16 protein-coding genes are annotated in these 17,737 nt (G+C 69.7%); all 16 read right to left on the reverse strand.

Annotated elements, in window-relative coordinates:
- Position 1: 1 nt before the first annotated feature.
- The gene (locus LIV37_RS00335; RefSeq protein WP_202979668.1) at positions 2-766 is read right to left on the reverse strand and encodes a crotonase/enoyl-CoA hydratase family protein; all 765 of its coding nucleotides are present in this window, start codon (positions 764-766) and stop codon (positions 2-4) included.
- Entirely contained in the window at positions 763-1,521 is a 759-nt protein-coding gene (locus LIV37_RS00340; RefSeq protein WP_020865138.1) for an SDR family NAD(P)-dependent oxidoreductase, read from the reverse strand. Before LIV37_RS00340 ends, LIV37_RS00335 begins: the two co-directional genes overlap by 4 nt.
- Before the next feature lie 5 nt (positions 1,522-1,526).
- Positions 1,527-2,711 carry a thiolase family protein gene (locus tag LIV37_RS00345; RefSeq protein ID WP_020865139.1) on the reverse strand — a complete coding sequence of 395 codons (1,185 nt, stop codon included), beginning with the start codon at positions 2,709-2,711 and terminating at the stop codon, positions 1,527-1,529.
- Complete coding sequence (locus LIV37_RS00350) at positions 2,708-4,861, reverse strand: acetate--CoA ligase family protein (RefSeq protein WP_020865140.1); 2,154 nt, start codon at positions 4,859-4,861, stop codon at positions 2,708-2,710. Before LIV37_RS00350 ends, LIV37_RS00345 begins: the two co-directional genes overlap by 4 nt.
- Positions 4,858-5,226 carry an AtuA-related protein gene (locus LIV37_RS00355; RefSeq protein ID WP_020865141.1) on the reverse strand — a complete coding sequence of 123 codons (369 nt, stop codon included), beginning with the start codon at positions 5,224-5,226 and terminating at the stop codon, positions 4,858-4,860. Before LIV37_RS00355 ends, LIV37_RS00350 begins: the two co-directional genes overlap by 4 nt.
- A gap of 1 nt (position 5,227) precedes the next feature.
- Positions 5,228-6,592 carry an acyclic terpene utilization AtuA family protein gene (locus LIV37_RS00360; protein WP_020865142.1) on the reverse strand — a complete coding sequence of 455 codons (1,365 nt, stop codon included), beginning with the start codon at positions 6,590-6,592 and terminating at the stop codon, positions 5,228-5,230.
- Positions 6,589-7,392, reverse strand: coding sequence for an amidohydrolase family protein (locus LIV37_RS00365; RefSeq protein ID WP_020865143.1), 804 nt, complete (start codon positions 7,390-7,392; stop codon positions 6,589-6,591). The genes LIV37_RS00360 and LIV37_RS00365 overlap by 4 nt, the downstream gene beginning before the upstream one ends.
- Positions 7,389-8,540 carry an acyl-CoA dehydrogenase family protein gene (locus LIV37_RS00370; RefSeq protein WP_020865144.1) on the reverse strand — a complete coding sequence of 384 codons (1,152 nt, stop codon included), beginning with the start codon at positions 8,538-8,540 and terminating at the stop codon, positions 7,389-7,391. The genes LIV37_RS00365 and LIV37_RS00370 overlap by 4 nt, the downstream gene beginning before the upstream one ends.
- Complete coding sequence (locus LIV37_RS00375) at positions 8,540-9,754, reverse strand: acyl-CoA dehydrogenase family protein (RefSeq protein ID WP_020865145.1); 1,215 nt, start codon at positions 9,752-9,754, stop codon at positions 8,540-8,542. The genes LIV37_RS00370 and LIV37_RS00375 overlap by 1 nt, the downstream gene beginning before the upstream one ends.
- Before the next feature lie 147 nt (positions 9,755-9,901).
- Positions 9,902-11,266 carry an MFS transporter gene (locus LIV37_RS00380; protein ID WP_158634959.1) on the reverse strand — a complete coding sequence of 455 codons (1,365 nt, stop codon included), beginning with the start codon at positions 11,264-11,266 and terminating at the stop codon, positions 9,902-9,904.
- A gap of 125 nt (positions 11,267-11,391) precedes the next feature.
- Positions 11,392-12,399, reverse strand: coding sequence for an LLM class flavin-dependent oxidoreductase (locus LIV37_RS00385; RefSeq protein WP_020865147.1), 1,008 nt, complete (start codon positions 12,397-12,399; stop codon positions 11,392-11,394).
- A complete protein-coding gene (locus LIV37_RS00390) occupies positions 12,396-12,725 on the reverse strand; it encodes a DUF4387 family protein (protein WP_020865148.1) in 330 nt (109 codons plus the stop codon). The genes LIV37_RS00385 and LIV37_RS00390 overlap by 4 nt, the downstream gene beginning before the upstream one ends.
- A complete protein-coding gene (locus LIV37_RS00395; RefSeq protein ID WP_020865149.1) occupies positions 12,712-14,157 on the reverse strand; it encodes an acyclic terpene utilization AtuA family protein in 1,446 nt (481 codons plus the stop codon). The genes LIV37_RS00390 and LIV37_RS00395 overlap by 14 nt, the downstream gene beginning before the upstream one ends.
- Positions 14,154-15,017 (reverse strand): AMP-binding protein, encoded by an 864-nt coding sequence (locus LIV37_RS00400; RefSeq protein WP_020865150.1) that lies wholly within the window; start codon positions 15,015-15,017, stop codon positions 14,154-14,156. The genes LIV37_RS00395 and LIV37_RS00400 overlap by 4 nt, the downstream gene beginning before the upstream one ends.
- 203 nt (positions 15,018-15,220) lie before the next feature.
- Complete coding sequence (locus tag LIV37_RS00405) at positions 15,221-16,354, reverse strand: zinc-binding dehydrogenase (protein ID WP_020865151.1); 1,134 nt, start codon at positions 16,352-16,354, stop codon at positions 15,221-15,223.
- A 49-nt stretch (positions 16,355-16,403) separates the two neighbouring features.
- Positions 16,404-17,705, reverse strand: a complete 1,302-nt coding sequence (locus LIV37_RS00410) for an MFS transporter (RefSeq protein ID WP_020865152.1) — start codon at positions 17,703-17,705, stop codon at positions 16,404-16,406.
- Between the last annotated feature and the right edge of the window lie 32 nt (positions 17,706-17,737).

The following is a 17,737-nucleotide window of genomic DNA, read 5'->3' on the forward strand; positions in this document are numbered from 1 at the left end:
CCTATTTCCCGGTCCAGACCGGGTCGCGCTTCTCTGCGAACGCCCTTGCGCCCTCGACCGCGTCCGCCGACGACCGCACGGGCTCGGAGAGCTCCCGCTGCCGGTCGAAGGCCTCTTCGGCGGGCCAGCCGGGGGCGTTCTGGACGATCTTCTTGGTGGCGACGACGGCGAGCGGGCCGCAGGCCGCGACCTCGCCGGCCAGCTCGGTGGCCGCGGCAAGGGCTCCTCCGCTCGCGACGACCCGGTTGACCAGCCCGTGCCCGGCGGCCTCCTGGGCGGTGAGCCGCTTCCCAGTCAGCGCCATCTCCATCGCCAGGTGGTACGGCATCCGCGCGGGCAGGCGCAGCAGCCCGCCGCCGGCGGCGACCAGGCCACGCCTCACCTCGGGCAGTGCGAAGGACGCGTCCTCGGCGGCCACGATGAGGTCGCAGGCGAGCACAGTCTCGAACCCGCCCGCGACAGCGGCGCCCTCGACCGCCGCGATCAGCGGTTTGCCCGGTGGACGCTCGACCAGACCGGCGAACCCGCGCCCGGTGCTGGGCCGCTCGCCGCGCAGGAACGCTTTCAGATCCATGCCCGCACAGAAGGCCGGGCCATTCGCCGCGAGGACCGCGACCCGCAGGTCCGGCCGCGATTCGTACTCGGTGATCGCTTCGTCGATCGCCGCGGCGAGCGCGAAGTCTACGGCGTTGCGGGCCCGTGGGCGGTTCAGGGTCATCGTCCGGACGGAGCCCTCGTCCACCACGAGCAATGGCTGCTCGCTCACCGCGGGGGCATCCGGATCGCGCCGTCGAGTCGGATGGTCTCTCCGTTGAGCATGGAGTTCTCCACAATCTGCGCCGCGAGCGACCCGAACTCATCGGGGTTGCCAAGACGGCTCGGATGTGGAACGGCCTTGCCGAGGCTGTCCCGGACGTCGTCGGAAAGGCGGGCGAGCAGCGGGGTGTCGAACGTGCCGGGCGCGATCGTGCAGACCCGTATCAGCTTGCTCGCCAGGTCGCGCGCCGCGACCAGGGTCATCCCGACGATGCCGGCCTTGGACGAGGCGTAGGGGATCTGGCCGATCTGACCCTCGAACGCGGCTACCGACGCGGTGAGCACGCAGACGCCGCGTTCACCGTCGACCGGCTCGGTGGCGGCCATCGCGGCCGCGGCGAGCCGCAGCACGTTGAACGAGCCGATCAGGTTGAGCCGCACGATCGCCTCGTACACTTCGAGCGACCCGGGCTGCCCGTGCTTGTCGACCACTCGCACCGGACCGCCTCGGCCCGCGCAGTGCACGAGCACGCGCAACGGCCCCTCCTTGCCGGCCTCGGCGACCGCGGCCTGTGTCTGCTCGGGGTCGGTGACGTCGGCGGGGGCGAACCGGCCGCCGAGTTCCTCGGCGACGTCCGCGCCCGCGGAGGTCGGCAGGTCGAGCACGGTCACGTGGGCGCCGACCTTCACCAGCCGCCGGGCCGTGGCCAGCCCGAGCCCGGAAGCGCCACCCGTGACGAGGGCGGACGCACCTGAGATGTCCATGTCGGTCAGAGCCTTTCCATGACGGTCGCGTTGGCCATGCCGCCGGCCTCGCACATCGTCTGCAGGCCGTAGCGGCCGCCGGTGCGCTCGAGGTGGTTCAGCAGGGTTGCGAACAACCTGATACCGGAGGCGCCCAACGGGTGTCCGAGGGCGATCGCACCGCCCGCGGGGTTGAGGTGTTCCTCGTCGATGCCGAACTCCGCCTGCCATGCCAGCGGCACGGAGGCGAAGGCCTCGTTGACCTCGACGGCGTCCATCCGGTCGAGCCCGAGACCGGCCTTGGCGAGGACCTTCCTCGTCGCGGGGATCGGTGCGGTGAGCATGGCGATCGGGTCGTCGCCGACCACCGACATCGCCACGATCCGCGCCCGAGGGCGCAGGCCGAGGGCGTTCGCCCGCTTCTCGCTCATCACCAGTGCCGCGCTCGCGCCGTCGGTGATCTGCGAGGAGTTGCCGGCGGTCACCGACCAGGAGATCTCCGGGAAGCGCTCCTCCATGGCCTCGTCGGTGAAGGCGCGCTTCAGGCCGGCGAGCTTCTCCGGAGTGGTGCCGGCCCGGATGGTCTCGTCGGCCGTGACGAGCTCGTCACGGTCCGCGACCCGGATCGGCACGATCTCGCCTCCGAAACCTCCGGCCTCGGCGACCGCCGCCGCGCGAGCGTGCGACCGCGCCGAGTAAGCGTCCATCGCCTCGCGGTCGATCTTCCATCGCGCGGCAACCAGCTCGGCCGCGATGCCCTGGGACACCATCCCCGGCGCGTACCGGTCGGTGACCGAGGGGCCATACACGTCGGCACCCATTCGTGCGGAACCCATCGGGACCCGGCTCATCGACTCGACCCCACCGGCGAGGACCACGTCGTGGACACCCGCCAACACGGCCTGTGCGGCGAAGTGCAGTGCCTGCTGAGAGGAGCCGCAGCGCCTGTCGATCGTGGTCGCGGGGACGTGCTCGGGGTAGCCGGCGGCGAGCCAGGCCTGCCGCCCCGGCGTCGCGGCCTGCTCCCCTCCCTGGCTGACGCAGCCGATGATCACGTCTTCGACGGCGCCGGGGTCGATGCCGGTGCGCTCCACGATTCCGCGCAGCGTCTGCGCGAGCAGCTCGACGGCGTGCAGGCCGCTGAGCTGTCCGCCCGGCTTTCCTTTGCCCATCGGCGAGCGGACGGCGTCGACGATCACGGCGGTGTTCATGCGGGGTCCTCCCTGGTGCCGTCTCGGGTCACGACGAGCGCGTCGACCGCGACCACCCCGAGCCCGGCGGGCCGGACGAGCAGGGGGTTGAGGTCGAGCTCGGTGATGTGGTCCGTGTGGTCGGCTCCCAGCTCGGAGAGTGCCACGACGGCGTCGACGAGGGCGTCGACATCGGCGGGCGGAGCACCGCGGAAGCCCTCGAGCAAGACCTTTCCCCTGATCTCGCCGAGCATCTCCCGCACGTCGGCCGGAGTGACCGGCGCGGGCCGCAGCACGGCGTCGGCCAGCAGCTCGGTCAGCACGCCACCGGTGCCGAGCAATACGAACGGGCCGAACTGCGGATCCACCACCAGCCCCGCGATGATCTCGACGCCGTCCACGACCTGTCGCTGGACGAGCAGGCCGTCGGCCAGGTCATCCGGGCCACCGCCGAGGTGGCGGCGGGCGTTGGCGAGGACCGTCTCCCCTGCCCGCCGGACGGCGTCGGCGCCGACGAGCCCGAGCACCACCCCGCCGGCCTCGGTCTTGTGCGCGATCGTGTCGCTGACGACCTTGACCGCGACCGGGTAGCCTATCCGCTCCGCGGCCGCGACGGCGGACTCCACATCCGGGACGACCTCGGACGCGGGACTGTGCAGTCCATAGGCGGCCAGCAGGGCGCGCGCAGCGTCCTCGGCCAGCGGCCCGGCGCCGGCGGGGAACTCGCCGCGCGGGGCGGCGGTCCGCGGTGCACGCTCGGTGCGGGCAGCCACGGTCGCGGCATGCTGGACCAGCGCGCCATGCGCAGTGAGCAGCTCGGCCAGTGAGGTGAAGACCGGCACGCCCGCCTCGGCGTAAGTGGTGGTCTCGTCGGGGTTGAGCCGGCCGTCCATCGCGTAGATGGCCAGTGGCGTCGAGCCCTTGGACCGGGCGGCCACCAGATTCGCCGCCGCGGCCCTGCCGGCCTCGCCGGTGAGTTCCTTGCGCGCGTAGACGACCAGGTCGATGCCCGGATCGGTGTCATAGATCCGGTAGACCTCCGCCGCCAGGTCGTGCCGCTTCGCCACCTCGCCCGTGAGATCGCATGGGTTCAGCGGCGAGCCGAAGGGCAGCAGCTCCATGAGCCGGTCCTGCGCGCCGCGCGTCAGGGCGGGGACGGTGACGTGGAAGTCCGCGGCCCGGTCGGCGATGGCGCCGGCCTGCCCACCGGACACCGACATCACACCCATCCCCGTCGAACGCGGGGCGCCGACCCCGAGGTACAGCTTCACCACCGCGACGATTTCGGCGAGTTCGGCAACCCGGATGACACCGAGTGAGCGGAACAGCGCGTCGTAGATCCGGTCGGGGCCCGCGAGGGCGCCGGTGTGCGCCGCGGCACGGGCCGCTGCCTGTTCGGTGCGTCCGACCTTGATCAGCACGATGGGCTTGCCCAGCCGGGCCGCAAGCTCCGCGACGGCCACGAAATCATCGGGGCGGCGGATCGCCTCCACAAAGGACACCACGATCTCGACCTCGGGGTCCTGCAGAGCCACGGACAGGTAGTCGGCGAGGCCGAGGTCGATCTCGTTGCCCGCGCTCGCGTAGAGCCGGCAGCCGATCCCCTCGGCGTCGAACCGGACCAGCAGCGACGCCGCGGTGGCCCCGCTCTGAGTCACCACCGCTACTTTGCCGGGCCGCACGCCCTGCCCGAACAACGGCTGGATGGAGGCCAGCGCCCCCGCGGCCAGGTTCGCGACGCCGTCGGTGTTCGGCCCGACGACCCGCATTCCGGCCTCGCGGGCGGCGCCGAGCAACTCCCGTTCCTGAGCCCGACCCTCCTCGCCCAGCTCACCGAAGCCCTGCGACGGCAGCACCACGGCCCCGACTCCCGCGGCCGCGCACTCTTTCACCGCGACGACGGTGTCCGCCGCCGCGAGCGGGATGATGGCGAGGTCGACAGGCCCATCGACCTCGGAGATCGACGGCACGCACGGGAAGCCGTCGATATCCGGCCGACGAGGGTTGACAGCGTGGATCGCTCCGTCGAACCCGTACTGCCGCAGCAGGCGCAGCGGCCACCAGCTGAGCGTTCCCGGCCGGCTGCTGGCACCGATCACCGCGACGGAGCGCGGCGACCACACGCGCCGGACGTCCTCCTCGGCGCCGGTGACCGCGATCAGCTCGCTCATGCCCGCACCTCGGCCTCGGGACCGGAGGGGTACCGGGTGACGCCCGGGTCGTCGGGCAGTTCCATTCGCAGCAGCCAGGCGTACATGGTCTTGCCCAGGTGGTCCGACCGCAGGGACTGGGTGCCGCCACCATCGAGCGCGCCGGTGAGCACGAAGTTCAGCGAGATGATGCCCGGCAGCTCGTAACGGGTGACGGCGCCACGCACCAGGTCCCCGAAGTGCGCGGCGACCTTCTCCTCGGTCAGTTCCCTGCACAACAGCTCGTACCCGGCCCGGTCATAGGCGACGATCCCGACGTTGCAGATGTCGCCCTTGTCGCCGGACCGCCCGTGGGCGATGTCGGCGACACGAAGCGTGGCTCCCACCTCAGACCTCCACCATCTCGACGGACTGCACGACGTACTCGCGCGGAACCAGGCACGGCCAGATCGCGAAGAGCTCCTTCAAGGGCGGCCGCGTGCCGATGCCGCCGACGCCGGCCGGACCGTTGTTGTAGAGCGGCACGGACTCGGTGAAGACCTTGCGGGCCTCGGTCTCGTCGGGACACCGCGCCGCGTAGCGGACGACGGCCTCCGGCAGACCGGGGTCGTCCGGGACGGATATCCGGTCGTTCCACATGGAGTTCCGGCCGATGTACTCGACATGCGTGTCGGTGGCCGTGAACCCGGCCCTGGCCAGCCGCTTCTCCAGGAATTCGACGCCCCGCCGCGCCTTGGCCACCGCGTGCGGCCAGGTGTAGGTGAACTGGACCTCGCCGATGAACCCATTGCGATAGCCCATGTTGACCTTGAGCGTCTCCGGGGCCGGGCGTCCGGTGGCGCCGGTGATCCGGACCCGGTCCTCGCCCACCTGCTCCAGGCGGATGCCGCTGAAGTCCGCGGTGACGTCGGCGGTCAGATAGTTCGCGGGGTCGAGGATCTCGTAGACCATCTGCTCGCTGACCGACGCGATGTTCACGCGGCCACCGGAGCCCGGGGTCTTCGTGATCACCGCGGTGCCGTCCTCGGCGACCTCGGCGATCGGATAACCCAGATCCTCCAGGCCAGGGGTGTCCCACCAGCCGCCGGCGAGCAGGCCACCGGTGGCTTGTCCGCCGCACTCGATCGCGTGCGCGACGGCGGTGGCCATGCCGAGACGCTCCCAGTCGTCGGCCTTCCAGCCGAATTCGTACCGCAGCGGCCCGAGGTAGAGCGCGATGTCGGTGACCCGCCCGCACACCACGATGTCCGCACCGCCCTCCAGGGCCTCGACGATGCCTTCGCAGCCGGTATAGGCCGCCGCATGAGTGAGCCTGGGGCGGACGGTGGCGAGCTCCTCACCGGTGTCCAGGTTGGCGAAGGTGACCTCGCGTGCCATCAGGTCGTCGATCTGCGGGCGCAGGTCGTCACCTGTCACGACCGCGATCCTGATGCCGGAGACGCCGAGTTCGCCGGCGAGTTCCGCGATCTTGCCCGCCGCGGCCCTCGGGTTGGCGCCGCCGGAGTTCGTGATGACCTTGACGCCCTTCTCCACGCACATCGGGAGGGCGCCGCGGAGCAGGTCGAGGATGTCGCGGGTATAGCCGTACTCGGGGTTGCGGTCCATCTGCTTGGACAGGATGGACATGGTGAGCTCGGCGAGGTGGTCGCAGCACAGGTAGTCGATCTCACCGCGCTCGACCATCCTGATCGCGGGCTGCACACTGTCACCCCAGAAAGCCATCCCGGCCCCCAGCCGCACCGTCTTGCTCATGCCGTCACCGCTTCCGTGATCCCGAGCAGGCGCGCGAGGTTGTCCCCGAGCACACCGGCCTCCTCCTCCGCTGTCAGTCCCCAACTCCGGATCGCCGCGATCTCGGTCGCCGGATCCGTCATTGGCCAGTCCGACCCGTAGACGACGCGGTCGGCCCCGTGCCGGCGGATGATTCCCCTGATTCGATCCGCCGGCAGGTTCCCGACGCTCGGCGGCCACGAGGTCTCCAGGTGGACGCCCGCGCCGACCGACCACGCCTCCGCCGCGTCGAGATCGTGGTATCCGCCGAAGTGGGCGGCGATGAACCGCAGGCCGGGAATCCCCCGCACCAGCGACGGCAGGTGCCTGGACGCACCACGCTCGTTCTGGACGTGGTCGCCGCCGCAGCCGACGTGGGCGATCACTGGGATGTCGTTCTCCGCCAGCGCGACGAGCATGTCCCTGACCTTCGCGTCGGCGAAGGAGACATCTTGGAACAGCGGGTGCAGCTTCACACCCACCACGCCGTTGTCCTTCAGAGAAGCGATGTTCCGCTCGATCGTCAGGTCAGGGTGGACAGTCCCGAAAGGGACGAACCGGCTCCTGTCCACCGTGCCCACGAACTCGTTGGTCCGGTGCACGGTCCGGGCCATGTCGGCGACCGCGAGGGTCATCGCCATGTCGATCCCGGCCGCGTCCATCGTGCGGCGCAGGCCGTCGAGCGTGCCGTCGTGCACGGGGTCGAGACCTACAGGCCGGTTCGCCAGCACCTTGCGGGCGATGTCGTCCGGCCACACGTGACAGTGTGCGTCGATGATCACGAGGTGTGCCCCTTGATGAGCTGTTTGGACAAGGCATCGAGCAGGACCTCGGTGGCCCCCTCGTAGACCCGCATCGGCCGGGCGGCCCGGTAGAGGCGCTCGATCCGCGAACCGCGAACCAGCCCGAACCGGCCCATCACCTGTACCGAGCGGTCCACGACCCGGCCGGCGACCTCGGTCGCGCCGACCTTGGCCATCGAGGAGAAGTGCAGGTTGCCCGCGGCGTCCGCCGCCGCGGCTTGCGCGACCTGATAGGTGAACGCCCTGGCCATCTCGATCTCGGTCCACGACATCGCCAGCAGCTGCGGGACGGGGCCGAGACGGACCAGCGGGCCACCGAACTGTTCGCGGCTCGTGGTGTGGGCGAGAGCGTCGTCGAGCGCGGCCTGGGCCGTGCCGATCGCCGCGCCGGCGACCGAGACCCGGAATGTGGCCAGCGTGGCAAGTACCAGCGCGAACCCCTTGCCCGGCAGGCCGAGCCGGTTCCCGGCGGGCACCCGGGCGCCGTCGAAGGCGATGTCACCGAGGACGTGCGGCGCCATGATCTGGTGCGGCCGGTTCGTGCTCACGCCCGGGGTGCCGGCGGGTACCAGGACCAGCGAGTAGCCGGTCCTGCCGTCGACCTCCTCCTTGCCGAGCACGCAGTAGTAGCTCGCGTCGCCGCCGTTGGTGATGAAGCTCTTGCTGCCGGTGACCACCAGCTCGTCCCCGTCGGCGGTGATCGTCGTGGAGAGGGCCTTGAGATCCGAACCGACGTCCGGCTCGGTCAGCGCCAGCGCCGCGATCGCCTCCATCGTGGCGATCTTCGGCAGCCATTGCCGCCTGATCTCCTCGGAGCCGCCGACGGAGATCGCGTAGCTGCCGATGCCCTGCATGGCGAACAGCGAATCGAGGTGACCGGACTCCCCCGCCAAGTGCTCGCGGACAATCGTCACGGCCAGCGAGTCCGGTTGCTCGAAATGCCCGCCGTAGGCCCGCGGGACCTGGATCGCGGCCAGCCCGCTGCCACTGAGGAGGCCGCGCACCTCCTCGTCGACGGAGTCGCTCTCGTCGGCCCGCTGGGCCAGCGGGGCGCACTTGGCGGCCAGGGCACGAGCCCGATCGCGCAGTTCGAGGTACGGGGGAGCGAGGTCGTGGAAGGGGTTCATCAGGCCGTCGCCCCCGCCGGCCGCGGCACGAAGGAGGGCCGCCTGTGCCGGTCCATCGGCTTCCAGCCCAGCGCGTCGTCGGCGATCAGGACGGCCTGGATGTTCGCAGAACCCTCTCCGGTCTGCCACAGCTTGGCGTAGTTGAGATAGACGCTGATCGGGAGCTCGTCGCTGAAGGCGTATCCGCCGTGGATCTCGGCGCACGCCTGGGCGGCCCGGTTGCAGACCTCGGCCGCGAAATACTTGGCGAGCGACGACTCCCGGGTCGGGACGGTGCCCTCGTCGTACTTCACCGCGGCGTCCCAGACGAGCATGCGGGCCGCGGCGACCTCGCACGCCATGTCCGCGATCTGCTTCTTGATCATCTGGAAGTTGCCTATCTTCTGACCGAACGCCTCGCGCTCGTTCGCGTAGTCGACCGCGGTGTCCAGACAGGCTTGGGCAAGCCCGAGCGAGCGGGCCGCGACGGTCAGCCGACCGAAGTCCATCGCGCTCATGGCGACCTTGAAGCCCTCGCCCTCGGCGCCGAGCATCGCCGAGGCCGGCACCCTGGCATGGTCGAAGGTGATCATGTTGGTCGGCATGAGCTTTCCCAACACCCGGCAGGGCACGCGGTCGACGACGACGCCTGGCGTGTCCATCGGGAGCAGGAAGGCCGAGACGCCCTTGTGACCGGCGGCGGGGTCGGTCTTGGCGTAGACGACGGCGACATCGGCGACGTTCGCATTGGTGATCCACATTTTCGCGCCGGTGATCAGGTAGTCGTCCCCATCGCGCACGGCGCGGGTCCGCATCGCGCCCAGCAGGTCCGAGCCGCCGTCGGGTTCGGTCATGGCATTGCAGCCGAGGATCCTGCCTCCGATCAAGCCGTCGACGTAGGCGTCGATCTGTTCGGCGGCGCCCCAGTTGGCGATCGTCAGCGGGACGGTCGCGGCCTGCAGGTTCATCGGAGCGCTGATCGGCGGGTAGGTGTAGGCGAGCTGTTCCGCGACGACGGCGAGCGCACGATACCCGGCCTCCGGGTTCTCCTCGCTCGGGAAGCAGCAGGAGAACAGGCCGAGCTCACCCATGCGCAGGTAGAGCTCCCGGGGGAACTCGCCGGCGTCCTCCAGTTCACGGAAGCGCGGCCGGACCTCCTTGAGGCCGAAGTCGCGGACCATCTCGGCGAGCGCGTCGAGCGTCTCGTCACCGTAGCTCGGGACGGGTCGGGCCATCTCCGCTCCTCCACTTCGAGAAGACCCGGCACTCTCGGCGGGCCATAAACTATGCGTATGTTTCGCTTGTATTCCTACTCCGCGGATACTGAAGGTGTCAACACCCCAAATGACGAGGGCCTCTGGTCTCCGGCAGTCCCGGAACGCTCAGCGGGCCGCCTCGCTCGGTTCGGCGGATGACGTCGGGCCGGCCGGCTCCCCGACGCCCCGGCGGGCTCGCCGGTCCGGAACGTACTCGCGCAACAGCACACCGGAGATCGCGGCAAGGAACGCCGCACCGCTCATATACGAGGCCACCCCGACCCAGCTTCCCGTGGCGTCCTGCAGCGCCGTCGCGACCAGCGGCGCGATCGACGCCCCGATCACCGTGCCCAGAGTGAAGCCCATGGCCATGCCGCTGTACCGAACCTGCGCGGGGAAGGCCAGGGCGAAAAAGGTCGGCGTCACCGCGATGTTCGCGCAGTAGGCCACGAACAGGATGACGAAGCCGAGCAGCATCAGCCCGTACTGGCGCGTCTGGAGCAGCGCGAACCAAAGGAACGAGGTACCCATCAGTGCCACGGACGAGCCGATGAAGATGAGCCGCCGGGAGGCCATCCCCCACCGGTCCGACAGCCAGCCGATGAGCGGCACCAGAGTGATCATCAAGCCGGTCATCCAGAGGACCAGGGAGAGCATGGTGCCGTCGGCCTGACCGAGCGCCGTCACGCCATAGGACAGCGAGAACACGATCGCGATGTAGTAGCTGACACCCGAGGCCAGCAGACCGAAGGCCAGCAGGATCACCTGCTTCCAGTGGGCTTTGAAGACCTCGACGATGGGCAGCCTGCGGACCGCGCCCTCCTGTTTCACCTCCTTGTACTCCGGGCTCTCCTCCAATCGGAGCCGGATGAACAGGCCCACCACGACCAGCACGGCACTGAGCAGGAAGGGCACCCGCCAGCCCCAGCTGCGAAACGCGTCCCGCGGCAGCCGCGACATCGCGAGGTACACGAGGTTGGCCAGCAATAGTCCCCAACCGGCGCCGGAGTTCACGAAGGCGCCGAACATTCCGCGGCGCTTCTCCATAGCGCTCTCGACGCTCATCAGCATCGCCCCCGCCTGTTCGCCGCCGAGCGAGAAGCCCTGCGCGAGCCGCAGGACCACCAGCAGGACCGGTGCGAGGATCCCGACCTGGGAGTAGGTCGGCAGCAGGCCGATGCCGACGGTCGCGACGCCCATGGTCATCAACGTGATGAACAGCGTGCCTTTGCGCCCGACCCGGTCGCCGAAGTGCCCGAAGACCGCGGCACCGATCGGCCTCGCGATGAACGCGATCGCGAAGGTCGACAGCGACAGGAGCGTGCCGAGGAAGTCGCCGACGTCCGGAAAGAACAGGTGCGAGAAGACGAGTGATGCCGCGACTCCGTAGATCGAGAAGTCGTAGAACTCCACAGCCGTGCCGATCATGCTGGCGACGACCGTCCTGATTTCCTGCCTGTGAGAGCTCTTTGTAGCGGCAGCCGCGGTCACGCCATGCCCCCTGCCGTCCAAACGGGAATGGACCGGGGTATGCAGCCGAGACATGGCAGGCGCCGACCCATCCGCGATCGATTGAGCTTCATTGATCAACCGCCCCTCTGTTCCGTGAACCTTGGTCAGCTCCGGAGCAAGGGCACGACCTCGGAACCAAAGCGATCGAGCTGGCGCATCGCCTCGGCGTGCGGCAATCCCGGCCAGTGCGGCTTGTAGACGAAATGCGTCATGCCGATCTCGTCCCCCAGCTTGTGCAGCCCTGCCGCGCACTCCTCGGGAGAGCCCAGGATGAACCGCTGCTCGATGTCCTCGCGCAGTTCCTCACCCGATTTCTCCACCGGGGTGTTCTGCCCCTTCAGCCCCCACTTGCGGTAGGTCTCGTACCGAGCCCGGTAGCGCACCAGCGCCGCCTCCATCGCGTCCTCACGCGAGTCCGCGATCAGCAGCTCCCTGCGCACCGGGAACTCGGCTGCCGGCGCCACCCCTGCCGCCTCGCGGGTCTCGGTGAACAACCGGCTCATCTCGTACAGCTGGGCGTGTGTCGGGAACGGCGGGCTGTACCAGGCGTCCCCCCGCGTCGCCGCCCGCTTCACCGCACCCGCCGCCTGGCCACCTATCCACACCGGCGGCCCACCCACCTGCACCGGCTGCACCGCCGGCTGGGCCTCGTGCACGCTCACGAACCGGCCCTCGGAGGTGACCTTCTCGCCACTCCACAGCCTGCGGATCAGCGCCAGCGACTCCTCGAACCGCGCCACCCGCTCGCCCTTGCGGACTCCGAACGCGTCGAATTCGTGCGGGCTGTAGCCCAGACCCACGCCGAACCGCACCCGCCCGTCGGTCAGGACGTCCAGTGTGGACATCTGCTCGGCCATGTCGACCGGGTTCACCATCGACAGCAGCACGATCCCGGTCGCCACATCCATCGACGGTGCATGCTGCGACATGTAGGTCAGCCACGGCACCGGCTGGAAGTACCGTAGCTCCGCGCCCAGGAAGTGCTGTCCCGCCACCATCAGCGAGAACCCCGCCTGATCCGCGGTTCGCACCAGCTCCGCATGCTCGTCACGCTGGCGCGCCGCCGGCGTCGCACGGTCATAGACCGAGGTCAACAGGATCCCGAACTTCATGCCGCGGCCTCCGTGGGCTCGTCGAGCTCGCCGGCGGCGAGCGGATGATGCTGATGGGCACCGAAGTAGTCGGCGCAGAAAGGGTCGGAACTGGACGACCAACGGAGCACGGAGACCTTCCCGGCAAGGACGCGATCGTCCCAGTAGACCCCCTTTACCTTGTCCTCGGCGACGCCGTAGACCTCGGCGACGCCTGCCGGAGTGAGCAGTCGGCTGTTCCGGGCGCGCTCATAGTCCTCAGGGGTGTCGAAGAACAGGTCGATCGTGACGCAGAACGGGCCCGCGTTCTTGCTGCGGATCACCACGGCGACCTCAGCCAGACGCATCGGCGGTCTCCTTCTCATGAGTCGTCTCCGGAGCACGGCTGGGGAACCGTTCGATGACGAACGGGAAGGGCACGACCGGGTCTTCGAGCGGGAGGAGGTGGTAGATGCCGAACCTGAAGACGTCCGACACCGGAATGACGACCGGCATGAACGGCGCCGCCGCGTTGCCGGCCGTGGTCTTGCGGTTCGGGTAGGGACCGATGAACAGCCGGATGAAGGCGAAGTAGGCGGCCTGCTCGGCGAGCGCCCGGTCGTCGGCGACGACGTCGACGATCACCGCCGCCTCGTGGCCGGTCACCCGGTCGTTCGGCTCCAACCCGCCCAGCACACCATCGAGCCCGAAGATGCGGATGCCCAGCCGCATCCGGCCATGAGCGAAGTGCTCGGCGAACCGCGCCGCCCCACGGACCTGCGCCTCGGCCGAATCGGTCCAGCTGCGGATCTGGGCGAGCAGGGTCGGTTCACGGACACCCAGCATCGAGATCGCACGGAACCCGGTGCGCGTCGCGCCCTCGAGCAGCACCGTGTAGGGCTGGTCGATCCACTCCGCACCCTGACACCAGATGCCCTCGGCGGTGGTCTCGTAGGTGGCGTTACGCAGGTCGAGTACACCGCCAGGGTTCTCCTCGAGCGCGGGGTGCGAACGCTCGTAGAAGGTATGCGACACCAGCGAGCGCACGCTGATCCGGTGTTTGGGACTCGGCGAGCGCACCTCGAGGCCGTCGGGGCCGACGTTTGCCCACAGACACTGCCCGGAGTCACCCGGCTCGGCGGCGAGCCCGCCGCATTCCAGCAACTTGCCCGCGTGCGCCGCGACAGCCTTCGGCAGACCTCGCAGCATCGGCAGTGCCATGAACAGGCCGATGTCGAGTGCGCGACCGGTGATCACGCCGTCGACGCCGGAGCCGAGCGCGGCCATCACCGGTTCGGGGCCGATCAGTCCGACGATCCGCTCCGCGCCTCGGACATCCGCCGACGTGAGCTGAGCGGGCAGGTGCGCGTCCTCCCCCGCGGCGACGACGGGCGGGCCGTCCCGCACCGCGGCGAGCATGAACCGCTCGCCGAGTTGGGAGCGGATCACGCCGACCCGCAGGTCCCAGCCGCGGCGCTCGCAGAGCGCGTCGAACTGGGCGAGGTTCCGCTCGAGGTGCACGTTGGCGCCGGCGATGCCGAACGAGAACACAAAAGGCACACCGTGTTCGACCGCGGCCTCCACATACGGTTCGACGTTCGTGGCGACGTCAGCCGCCGGCATCTCACCCGAGCCCAGCCAGTACGGGCCCCAGTCGCTGCCGGTGCCCTGGGCGACGATCACGTCGACGCCCCACTCGAAGGCCCGCTCGATGGCCGTCCGGATCTCCGGACTCGGGGCGATGTGGTTGACGAAACCCAGGATCCTGACCGTTCCCGGTCCTTGCTCGGCACCGTTCATCGCGCCATTCCTTCCTGCCGCGCGGCGAGGTCGCGGCGCGGCGAGCGTTTGAGGACCTTGCCCGTGGCGTTGCGCGGCAGTTCCTCAGTAAGGACGACCGGACAGGGCGGGCCGACCGACAGGGCCTCCGGGGCGTCGACAGTGCCGGTGCCGAGTTGGGTGATGCCGCCCGTGGTCTCGGTGAGGCCATAGAGCTGGTGGAGATCGCAGCCGAGGCGCCGGGCGGCACGCCGCTGCTCGGCCGGGGCAATCGGGGCGGCGCCGTACGCGATGTGCCGCAGCGACGGCAGGGTGGTCGCGCCCGTGCGCAGGCCGACCAGAGCCCCGCTCAGCGCGCCGATACGGGACAGCGGAGCGGCGGGCAGGCTCACCGCGTCCCGCCCGAACTCCCAGGCCCGGCCGACAAGCTCCACTTCGGCCCCGATGTTCACGGCGGTGAGCTGCACGCCCTTCGGCACACCGCTGGCACCCGAGGTGTAGACCTGCGGCACGACGCCGTCGACCGCGCGTCTGTGGGCTCCAGGCGGTGCGTGGGCGGCGAGCCACTCGGCGTAGTCCGTGACGGGCCTCGACCCGGATCCGATGCGCAGCCGCAGGACGAGTTCGATCCGGTTGCGCGGCACGGCGGCCACCCGGTCACCGGGCACGACGCCGGCCGCGGCCAGACCCATCGAGATGGTCCGGACAGTTCGGTCCAGAGCACCGGCCGTGACCGTCGTCGGGCCGTGGCGTAGGACGGTCAGGGCGGCGGTCTCCGGTGTGAGCGCTGACAGCCGGAGACCAGTGGCGTCGGCCGTCAGCAGCCCAGGGTGCGGAGCCACCCCGACCGCCGCGACGGCGGGGACATCCTGGTCTCTCATCAATCCTCCGAGGCAGCCCCACGAGGGCCTAATTATTCGCATGTTTCGACTTATTTTGATGGATCCTTCACGGCATGACGTATCGCGGGTCATCGGCGCGTAGCGCCGTGACACGTTCCGGCAGCTCGATGGGCGGGGCGAGGCTCGGCAAGCTCGCCATCGTCCGTCATGTGGCCACTCCGTCCCCAGAGCACGCCGAGCGGTCAGACCCAAGGGTCGAGGATCGGCTTGATCTCGTCCATGTTCCGGAGACTCCGGAGCGAGTCGGTCGCGCCCGCCAGCCCGTGCACCCGGCCGGAGAACAACGCACCGAAGTCGATCTCGTCGGACGCCTGCTCGAGGAAGCGCAGGCCACGCTCGTAGGAACCGATGTCCGATCCCAGGCAGCCGATGATCCGCAGCCCATGCCCGACAATGCGCGGAACGAGCACCTCCTGCGTGCCCCCGCCCAGGGTGCCGACGACCGCGTAACGGGCGTTGCGGGCAGCCATCAGCACACCCTCGGCGAACGCGCCGGGCGCGCCCGACATCTCGAGGATCACGTCCGGTCCGCCGCCGGTGAGCTCTTCCACCGCGGCCACGCGCTCCGCCGGGTCGGGATGCCGCCCGACGGACACGACGTCGTGCGCGCCCCAGCGCCGCGCGACCTCCAGCCGGTCGTCCGGTGCTCCGACGACGACCAGCCTGCGCGGATGACGCCGGGCCGCCATCGCCGTGGCGAACAGGCCGAGCGGGCCACTGCCCTGCACCACGATCCGCGACATGTGGTCGATCGGACCGAGTCGTTCGAAGGCGTTCACCACGGTGCGCAGGGCGCAGCTGCCCGCGGCCGCGGCGTTGCTGGGCACCGAGTCGGGCACGCGCACCCGGCCGGATCGGGGCCACACATACGAGTACTGTGCGAATCCGCCCGCCGAGTAGGGAAATTCCTCGGCGGTACGGAACATGCCCACGCGCCGGTTCGGGCACAGCGTCGGCTGCCGCTCGACCGAGCACATCTCGCATGTGCCGCACGCCTCGTGTTCCCAGACCACGCGGTCGCCGAGCCGCAGCGGCGCTCCTACCGAATCCACATCGGCGCCGTCGCCGATCGCGGCGACGCGACCGACGATCTCGTGACCGAGCACCAGCGGCGGGGTGACCGGCAGATTACTGACCGATCCCTGCCACGTGTGCACGTCGCTTCCGCACACTGAGGAGACCTCGACCTCCACCACCAGCGCCCCCGGCTCAGGGCGGGGCACCCTCACCTCGGTGACTTCGAGCTCCGCACCGAACCCTGGCATCAGCGCCGCGAACGCGGTATCCGGCAGCGTCGGCGTCCGTAGCCCACCCATCAGAAGATCACTTCCCATCGCGAAGGGAGCGCGGCATCGCGCCCCCGGATCACTGTGCTTCGTTGAGCGCCGCGCGCTCAGAGCGCTTCGCTCCGCTGTCGAGAGGCGGTTTTCCGGGATACTCCGTGGTGCGCGGCATCAGCAGGACGACCAGGACGCCCAGAACCGTAGGAATCATCAGCGCGTAGAAGGTCCATTCCAAGGAAAGCCCGGAGCTGATGATCCAGCCTCCGGCCAGTGGGCCGAGAATCCCACCGAGCCGGCCGACCGTCATGTAGGCGCCCAATGCGGAGGCCCGCACGGCTGCGGGGAACCAGGTGGCGACGAAGCCGTTGAGGATCGCCGCCGTGCCGCTGCCACCGACGCCGGCGAGAGCCACCGCGAGGTAGAGGATCGGCAGCGGGGGGCCGACGCTGAGAACCACGAGGGCCACGAGGCCGATGACGAATCCGAGCAGTGCGATCGGGCGGGCATGCGCGCGATCCGCGGCCCAGGACATGACCAGGCCGCCCGCGATCGCGCCGATGGACATGGTGGCGAGGAAGCTCAGCGCCGACCCGAGCGGATAGCCCGCCATGCTCATCAGCTGCGGCAACCATGTGTTCAGCCCGTAGATGAAAAGCTGCACGACGAGATCGCCCAGACCGAAGATCACCAGCGGGACCAGCAGAGGCCTCCGGCCGAGGGCACGCAGCGACGAACGGCGGCCGGTGGAGGCGTCATCCGCCGCCCGCGCGAGCACGTCGAGTCCGTATCGCCGCGCGACCATCCGCGCTTCTTCCATGCGTCCCTTCGATACGAGGAACTCGATCGACTCCGGCAGGGTGAACCAGGCGACCGGCAGGATCAGCAGCGGGAGTGCGGCGGCGACATACATCGGACGGAATCCGAAAGTCTCGATCACGACGATGCCCAGCAGCGAGGCGACCAGCATGCCGATCATGAAACCGGAGGTGAGCACCATGTTGACGAGGTTGCGGCGGGTGCGCGGTGCGAACTCGATCGCCAGCGCGATGGCGGTCGGCATGACGCCGCCAAGGCCGACACCGGCCAAGAACCGGAAGAGCCCGAACATCTCACTGGTCGGCGCGAAGCCACAGACAACCATGCAAAGGGAGAACCAGCCGGAGCTGAGCATCAGCATGAGCTTGCGGCCGAGCAGGTCGGTGGCAAAGCCGCAGAGCAGCGAGCCGACCAGCATGCCGATCAGGGCCAGGCTGGCGATCACCCCGAGTTCGTCGGCGTTCAGGCCCCAAGGCTCGTAGTTCAGCAGCGCCGGGATCGTGGTGGCGAAGACCGAGACGTCGTACCCGTCGAAGACGAGGACCAGCGCGCACAGCGCGGCGATCATCGAGCCGCTCAGTCTTCCCTCCGACGGCGGTG

This window comes from Streptomyces rapamycinicus NRRL 5491 (genome assembly GCF_024298965.1).
In the GTDB taxonomy this organism is placed as follows: domain Bacteria; phylum Actinomycetota; class Actinomycetes; order Streptomycetales; family Streptomycetaceae; genus Streptomyces; species Streptomyces rapamycinicus.